This is a genomic window from Thalassospira alkalitolerans, from assembly GCF_002115745.1.
Lineage (GTDB): Bacteria > Pseudomonadota > Alphaproteobacteria > Rhodospirillales > Thalassospiraceae > Thalassospira > Thalassospira alkalitolerans.
Genome location: NZ_JFKB01000037.1, coordinates 1 through 7,665, shown reverse-complemented (window position 1 = coordinate 7,665; position 7,665 = coordinate 1). Strand labels below are relative to the sequence as shown.

At 50.3% G+C, this 7,665-nt stretch carries 4 protein-coding genes; all 4 read left to right on the top strand.

Annotated elements, in window-relative coordinates; all coding sequences use genetic code 11:
- Positions 1-564: 564 nt before the first annotated feature.
- The 4 genes from TALK_RS21680 to TALK_RS21665 all read left to right on the top strand — a co-directional run bounded on the left by TALK_RS21680 (position 565) and on the right by TALK_RS21665 (position 7,429).
- Complete coding sequence (locus TALK_RS21680) at positions 565-3,006, top strand: autotransporter outer membrane beta-barrel domain-containing protein (protein WP_085621252.1); 2,442 nt, start codon at positions 565-567, stop codon at positions 3,004-3,006.
- A gap of 153 nt (positions 3,007-3,159) precedes the next feature.
- Entirely contained in the window at positions 3,160-5,304 is a 2,145-nt protein-coding gene (locus TALK_RS21675) for a tetratricopeptide repeat-containing sulfotransferase family protein (protein ID WP_085621251.1), read from the top strand.
- A complete protein-coding gene (locus TALK_RS21670) occupies positions 5,301-6,470 on the top strand; it encodes a glycosyltransferase family 9 protein (protein WP_085621250.1) in 1,170 nt (389 codons plus the stop codon). Before TALK_RS21675 ends, TALK_RS21670 begins: the two co-directional genes overlap by 4 nt.
- Before the next feature lie 14 nt (positions 6,471-6,484).
- Positions 6,485-7,429: an alpha/beta fold hydrolase gene (locus TALK_RS21665; protein ID WP_085621249.1), complete on the top strand. Its 945-nt coding sequence runs from the start codon at positions 6,485-6,487 to the stop codon at positions 7,427-7,429.
- The last annotated feature ends 236 nt before the right edge of the window (positions 7,430-7,665 follow it).

Genomic DNA, 7,665 nt, shown 5'->3' with positions numbered 1-7,665 from the left:
GTCCGTAGGTCTACCGTTAACCTATTCCCCAGCAGTACTTTTGTCGCAACCGTGTGTGCAGTACGGCGTGTGGATTAATCGAACGCGAAATCATTGTCAACATCTAGTGTGTGTTCGTTCCGGTCCATATTGTCCTAATAGGCATGTCAAATTTGGCCGGGCTGGGCAGGATCTATCACGGGCGGATTTGGTGTCCTCGTGAAGGCCAGCCTGCCAATTTTTTCGCACTGTCAGGAATATATCGAAAGATTGCAGCGCCGTTTGTACGGGCATTTGGGCTTGCTCTTGCCCAGCACGATACGTCTTTCATCTCGCGATGCACGATAATAATAGGCCAAATCAACACCTGGGGTGCAATTGCAGGTTGACAATGCCGGGTAACTAATTAGTAAGTATCAGTAAAATGTCCTAGGATAAGTTATGTTTTGAGGTCGGAACGCGTCATTATCTTTTGAGAAAGATGATGCAGCGTATCATTCGATGACAGTGTTCTGGTCTTAATCCAAAGTAAAAAATGCTAGGTCTCTTGGGGTGTTTTAACGAGGTCAGTTAGGATACCTTCATATGGGTTTTCGTCAGTGTCTTGGTAATCACGCCTCTTGGCTTGCCATAAGTGCGGGGCTTGTCGCTATTGGTGTGCCTGCTATGTCAGCTCAGGCTGCCGATCAAAACATCACGACGAACAGCCCGGGCACCATATCGTTAGCAGTTGGTGATAATTTATCGATCTCCTCAACCGGGACCATTAGTCAGGCCGCAGTGTCTGGTGCTGTGACGATTGGTGATATTACAAATGATGGCGTCATCACAGGCGTAACAAATGGTATCGTTAACGCTTCCGGAACAATTGGCACTGTGACGAATACTGGCCAGATCAAGGGCACGCAAAATGGTGTTTCAATTAATTCTGGCGACATCAATTACATTACCAATTCAGGAACAATTACAGGAACCGGTAATACTGGCGTCAGAATGGGTGCTGGGGGTTCTATCGGCACGCTGTCGAATGCCGCGGGTGGTACCATCACAGGCGGTTCCTCAGGTATTTTGCTTAGCAGTTCCACAATTGGCACCCTGACCAATGCAGGCTTCATTTCAGGAACCTTTTATGGGGTTTTTGGTTTCGGTACCATCAATGCTATCGATAATAGCGGAACGATATCCGGGCAAACCGGGATACGCACGAATGGTGTCATTGGCTCTTTGGCCAATAGCGGCACCATAACCGGCACTAACGCCGGTATTTTCAAATATGGTCCCGCTTCAACGATCAGTACCGTGACCAATAGCGGGACCATCAGTGGTGCGACCGCGGCATTTAACGTTTCAACTGGCGCTATTGATACTATCGCCAATACCGGTGTGATCGCCGGGAATATCAACATTTCCACTGGCGCTGATGTGACGTTTACCGGCGGCAGTGGTACTGTTGTCGGCACCCTGACGGGGTATACTGCGGGCACGACGGGGACGATTACGGCCGGGGATGTGACTTTTCTTTCTGGCGCAATGCTTCTGGAAGACAACATTAATGCCAGTTCCGGCACAGGCACTGTCACCAATAGCGGCACCCTTTACGTCAACAAAGCCATTAATGTTACCGGGAATTACAGCCAGTCATCTTCGGGTACTTTGGTGATCGGGGTGAGTAATGCAACCTATGGTCAAATCGTTGTATCCGGGTCTGCGGCCCTTGCCGGTCAGGTCAAAATCGTTGAAATCAGTACCGGTGCTATTGAGGCAGGTGATACTTTCACCATTATCAATGCATCAGGCGGTTCAACCGGCACTTTTTCCACCATTTCGATTACCGGTGCGAATTACAGTACCGTCACGTCGGGTGACGGGTCTTCGATCAGCATTATGTCAGGTTCTTCAGGCGGATCGCCTTTATGGCAATCAAGGGGTCAAAACGCCGGACAGGCATCCTTGGGGCAGGCGCTTGACGCGCTGTCGAACGACGCAGCTTATAGCGATATGTTGACCAAGATTAGCGCGCTTTCGTCGTCGGGACAAACTCGTGCGATGCAGCAATTGGCACCTGCCGTGGCCTCGGCCAATATGAGCAATTCCTTGGCCCTGTCTGGCCCGGTAACACAAGCGGTGCAAAACCGGCAGGTCGCCCAGCTTGATTCTGGTGCCAATATGGGGGCGGCGGCCGGGTCGGGTGTATTAAGTTCCGGCATTTGGGGGCAATTTCTGGGCGGGAGATCAGAATTGGAAGGGTCCGCTCTTAAAGGTGGCTATGGTGCCAATTATGTCGGCTTTCTTGTCGGGGCGGATACAGCCCCATCTGAAAATACAACTGTCGGTGTTGCCGTCAGTACGCTTTATGGCAAGACCAAAGGCAGTGATGCCGCATCCGGTCAGGACACCAATCTGACATCATACGCCCTAAGCTTTTATGGCACCTGGCGGCCCGACGGAGAGGCGCTTTATTTCGAGGGCGAAGCCGGGGCGGCCTATGACACTTATGAGCAAAACCGCAAAATTGATTTTTCCAGTCAGGTGGCGACTTCGGAATATGACGGGCAACATTATAATTTAAGGGTGGGGGGCGGATATGATATTCCTCTGTCTGCTGCGACGACAGTGACGCCTCTGACATCCTTTAGCCTGGCGTATGTAAACACTGAAAGCTACGGTGAAACCGGGGCTGGGGTTGCCAACCTGCATATCAATCAAAACAGCTTTCATTCGGTGGAAGGCGAGATTGGCGCACGTCTTTCACAAGAAGCGACCACTCCGTTTGGTCCGGTTACCCTTGATGTCAAAGCCGCCCTTGTCCACGACTTTACCGGTGATCCGATCTCGCTTTCGGCGTCGATTGGCGGGATTGGTTTTGTGTCCTCATCTGATCGGCCGGATGAAAATGGTGTGCGGTTGGGGTTGGGCAGCACCCTTCTGGCTGATGATGGATTGTCGCTTCGCCTGCAATATGACGGCGATTTCCGCAGCGATTATAAATCCCATAACGGTATGTTTATTCTGCGCCAGGAATTCTAAATCAGAATTTTAATCCGGTAAGTGCCCATTTTTTGCAGGGTGGGGCTGTGATTTTATTGGGCTTTTGCCTTCTTCATCCTTAACGTTTATCTATGGATTTTACGGTTTGTTCTTATGCACAAAGCCACGCATTAAAAGATAAACATTGTTCCGATGAAAAACACACAGAAGCCTTCTGATTCCGGCACGCAACAAGCGACCATGACAATAGATCAGGCAATCGAGGCTGCTTACGAGCATTGGCGTGCCGGGCAATTGACCCAGTCGGAATATTTGTGTCAGGAAGTCCTGCGCGCCATTCCGGAGCAACCCCATACGCTTCATCTGATGGGGCTTTTGGCGCATACGCAGGGCAATCTTTCTTTGGCGATTGAATATGTCGGTCGTGCCTGTCGTTCTCCGCAGGCATCGGCAATGTTTTTTAGCAATCTTGCCGAAATGTGCCGACAGGCAGGCGAATTATCGCGCGGCGAAGTTGCGGGCAGGCGTGCAGTTGAACTGGCACCTGCACAGATCGAAGGCTGGAGCAACCTTGGCATCATTTTGCAAGAAAGCGGCAAATTTGAAGAAAGTCTTGATTGTCTTTTAAAAGCGATCAGGATGGATCCGCAGAACCCGCAAACTCATAATAACATTGCCAATACCTATATGCGAATTGGCCGTTTTGAAGATGCCAAAACCCATTATCACAAGGCGACTGAACTGGCGCCGGAATACAGCGAAGCACACAATAATCTGTCATTTCTGTTAAAAGAGACAGGTGATTATGAAGGTGCCTTGCAAGCGATTAATCGTGCGATCGAGATCAACCCGCAAAATATAGATGCCTATATCAATGCCGCAGGTGTTGCCATTGCCCGGCACGATGCCGAACAGGCCCATAAATGGTTAAATAACCTTATGTCCTTTGCGCCCGATCATCCGGGAACATTGATGACACGCGCCAGAATAATGCAACTGACCAGCAATTATGCAGAAGCAGAAAAATCTGCGCTTGAGGCCATTCGCAAAATACCGCAAAGCGGTGAAGCCCATCAGGTTTATGCCGATATTCTGAGGGTGCTTGGCAAGGTTGATCAGGCGATGTTGGCTTACGACAAAGCAATTTCATTGCCCAATCCCAAGCGTTTGCAAGCGATGCAGGGCAAAACGGTGCTTCTGATCGAAATGGGTGACCGTGATGCCGCGCGTGAAATTATTGTCGATGTGCTGAAACAAGGCGGTCGTATTGTCGATGCGCTTGTGGCCTATAGCGAAATTAATACATTCGACGCCGAAGACCCGCTGATCGGTAAAATGGAAGATATGCTTAATGCCATGGGCAATGATGCGCCGACGCCGACAGAAGCGACCATCTTGCATTTTGTGCTGGGTAAGGCTTTCCTTGACATCGACGCCCCTAAGAAAGGTTTTCAGCAATTTGCCCTGGGCAACAAGGCGAAACGCAAGACCCTTTCTTATGATTCCGATCAATCTGTTGGTTGGCTGCAAGCGGTTGCAAAAACCTTCACGCCCGAGTTGATGGATAAGTTTTCCGGGGGCGGTGATCCGTCCGATACGCCGATCTTTATTGTCGGCATCCCGCGCTCAGGCACGACCCTGACGGAACAGATCCTTGCATCTCATCACATGGTTCATGGTTGCGGGGAGCTTAAAATTCTGCCTGGCCTGATCGGTCAGATAAGCGCCAAACCGGATATCAGGACGACTTTTCCAGATTTCATGGGAAAAATTTCACCTGATATGCTCAATGAAGCCGGGGAAGCGTATCTGAAGGAGATCAGAGCAAGGTCCCCGCATAAACCCTATCTTGTCGATAAAATGCCGGCCAACTTCATCTATGTCGGTCTTATCAATCTGATTTTTCCGAATGCAAAAATCATTCATTGCCGACGTGATCCCGTTGATACCTGCCTGTCTTGCTACACTAAATTGTTCGGCGATCATCAACAATTCACCTATGACTTGACTGAGCTTGGTGCATTTTACAATGCCTATAAGGGCCTGATGGATCATTGGCATGCCTTGATACCCAAAGACCGGCTGACCATTGTCGATTATGAGGCGATGGTCGATGATCAGGAAGGCGAAACTAGAAAACTTTTGGATTTTCTTGGCCTTGAATGGGACGATTCCTGTTTGGAATTTCATAAAACCAAACGTCAGGTTTCAACGTCAAGCTTTGCGCAAGTGCGCGAGCCGGTTTATCGCACCAGTGTGCAAAGATGGAAAAAATATACTCCCTATCTGCAACCGCTTCTTGATGCCTTATATCCTGATGGGGTTCCTCAAGAATGAATGAGGAAGCCCTGCAAGGTATTGCAAACGATATTCAGCAATGCCTGAACACCGGCGCGCTTGACCAGGCCGAGGCCAAGGCACGTGCTGTTCTGGCTTCGGGGACTGGGCCACTTAACATTTGGCATATGTTGGCCGATGCCGTCCGCAAACAAGGCCGGATCGAAGAAGCCAAAGTCCTGCAGGAAATGATGCTTGAGCATCTGCCGCAAAATGTTGCTCTGCGCTTTGAGCTTGCCGAAACACTTTTGCTGCTGGGTGAATTTGATCGTGGTTGGCGCGAATACCGTTTCCGCTATAGCCTGCCTCATACGACAAACCTTGAACGTAAAGTACAGACGCCTCGCTGGGATGGCGCACCAATTGCGGGCAAGACCCTGCTTATTCATGACGAGCAAGGTTTTGGCGATACGTTACAGTTCATACGAATGGTGCCGTGGGTCAAGAAACGCAGTCAGGCAAATATCGTTTTGCAAATATCGCCCGAACTTGCATCCTTTGGCCGACGTATCCCCGGTGCAGATAAAATCATTATACGCGGTGAATTGCCGGGGCCTTTTGATCTGCATTGCGAAATGATGAGCCTGCCAATGGCCATGAAGTTGCAGATGTCAGATCTTCCGGGCGAAATACCCTATTTTCGCCCGGACCGCGCACGGCTTGAAATCTGGCGTAAAAAGCTGGCTTCGATACGCGGGCCGAAAATTGCTTTGGTTTGGGCCGGGCGCCCCACCCATCTCAATGACGCCAATCGCTCCATGGATTTGGCTCAATTGGTACCTTTGGCGGCAGAAAACAAAGACATAACCTTTCTCTCTGTTCAAAAGGGTCCTAAATCGGACGAGGCGAACACGCCGCCTGAAAATATGAAAATCGTCAATCTGTCAGACGATATCCAAGATTTTGAAGATACAGCGGCCATTCTGTCGTTGGCGGATTTACTGATTTCTGTTGATAGCTCGCCGGTCCATCTGGCCGGTGCGTTGGGCCGTCCGGTATGGACAATGTTGCCTTTTGTGCCGGACTGGCGCTGGTTGATGAACCGTTCTGATACCCCATGGTATCCCGATATGCGGTTGTTTCGCCAAAATCAGATCGGAAATTGGGGGGATGTTGTTTCCGAAATGGCAAAGGCCATCCCGGCATTTTTAAAAAGTCGGGCTTAAGGGGGCGTGACAAAATGATCCGTCAGGGCCGCTTCGATATTGTTGGTATCCTTGACGGGATTCCAAGGCATTTTGGGCATCGGGAGGCCCCTCTGACCGGCCTGCTGTGCAATATCATCACCTTGATGGCTGTGCTGGTTGTCGCCTTGTCCTTAAGCGCATGTAGCTCGGTAAAAATACGGCGTGAAGATGCTTTTGCCCTTATTAAGGACGCCAATTGGCAATCAGGCGTTCTAAATGCCGGGAATTTTGACCTGTTGGGAGCTTGGCCGATATCCCCCCCATCAGGTGCAAATGGTTCGGCCGACTTAACCATTTATATCGAGGGCGATGGTCTGGCCTTTTCCCGGCCCAACCGACCCTCGCAAAACCCCACGCCAACTGACGCCATTGCCTTGAAAATGGCGATTGCTCATCAGGGGGCGGGTGCGGTTGCTTATCTTGGGCGTCCTTGCCAATATGTTCTTGATGCTCATTTGCGCAATTGCGACCAAAGTTACTGGACGAACCGGCGCTATGCGCCAGAAGTTATTTCATCGGCAAGCTATGCGATTGATCAGTTAAAAGAACGCAGTCGTGCCAAAAACATCACATTGGTGGGGTATTCCGGTGGTGGTTCCTTGGCGGTTTTACTTGCCGCCAAACGGACTGACGTTACCGAAATCATTACTGTTGCGGCCAATCTTGATCTTGGCTATTGGGTTGCGCGGGATCATTTTGCGCCATTGACGGGGTCCCTTGATCCGGCTGATTTTGCAACCGATGTCGCCCAAATTCCGCAAATTCATTTAACCGGCGAAAAAGACACGGTGATTGGCACCGATGTCGTCCAGGCTTTTTTGGCGAAAATGCCGCCCGGTCATCATGCTCATCTGATTGAGTATCGCGGGTTTAGTCATAACTGCTGTTGGGCTGAACAATGGCGATCCATCGAACTATCCCTGAAAAACAGGCCCTAACGTTCCACGCGTTCATTGCGGGCGTAGCACAAGGCAAATGCTTTGGCCGTGGTCTTGTGGTCGCGCGCAAGCATGCTCTGATCGCAAATTATAAATTTGCGAAAATGGCGCGGTTCAAATCGGGGAGGGGGCGACATTTAATTGTGCCGTCAAAACGCCGGTAAATAAAATAGGGACATTGTTTGGGGGAATTGGCTTGGAAATCTGGCTGGGGAACCTGGATTCGAACCAGGACT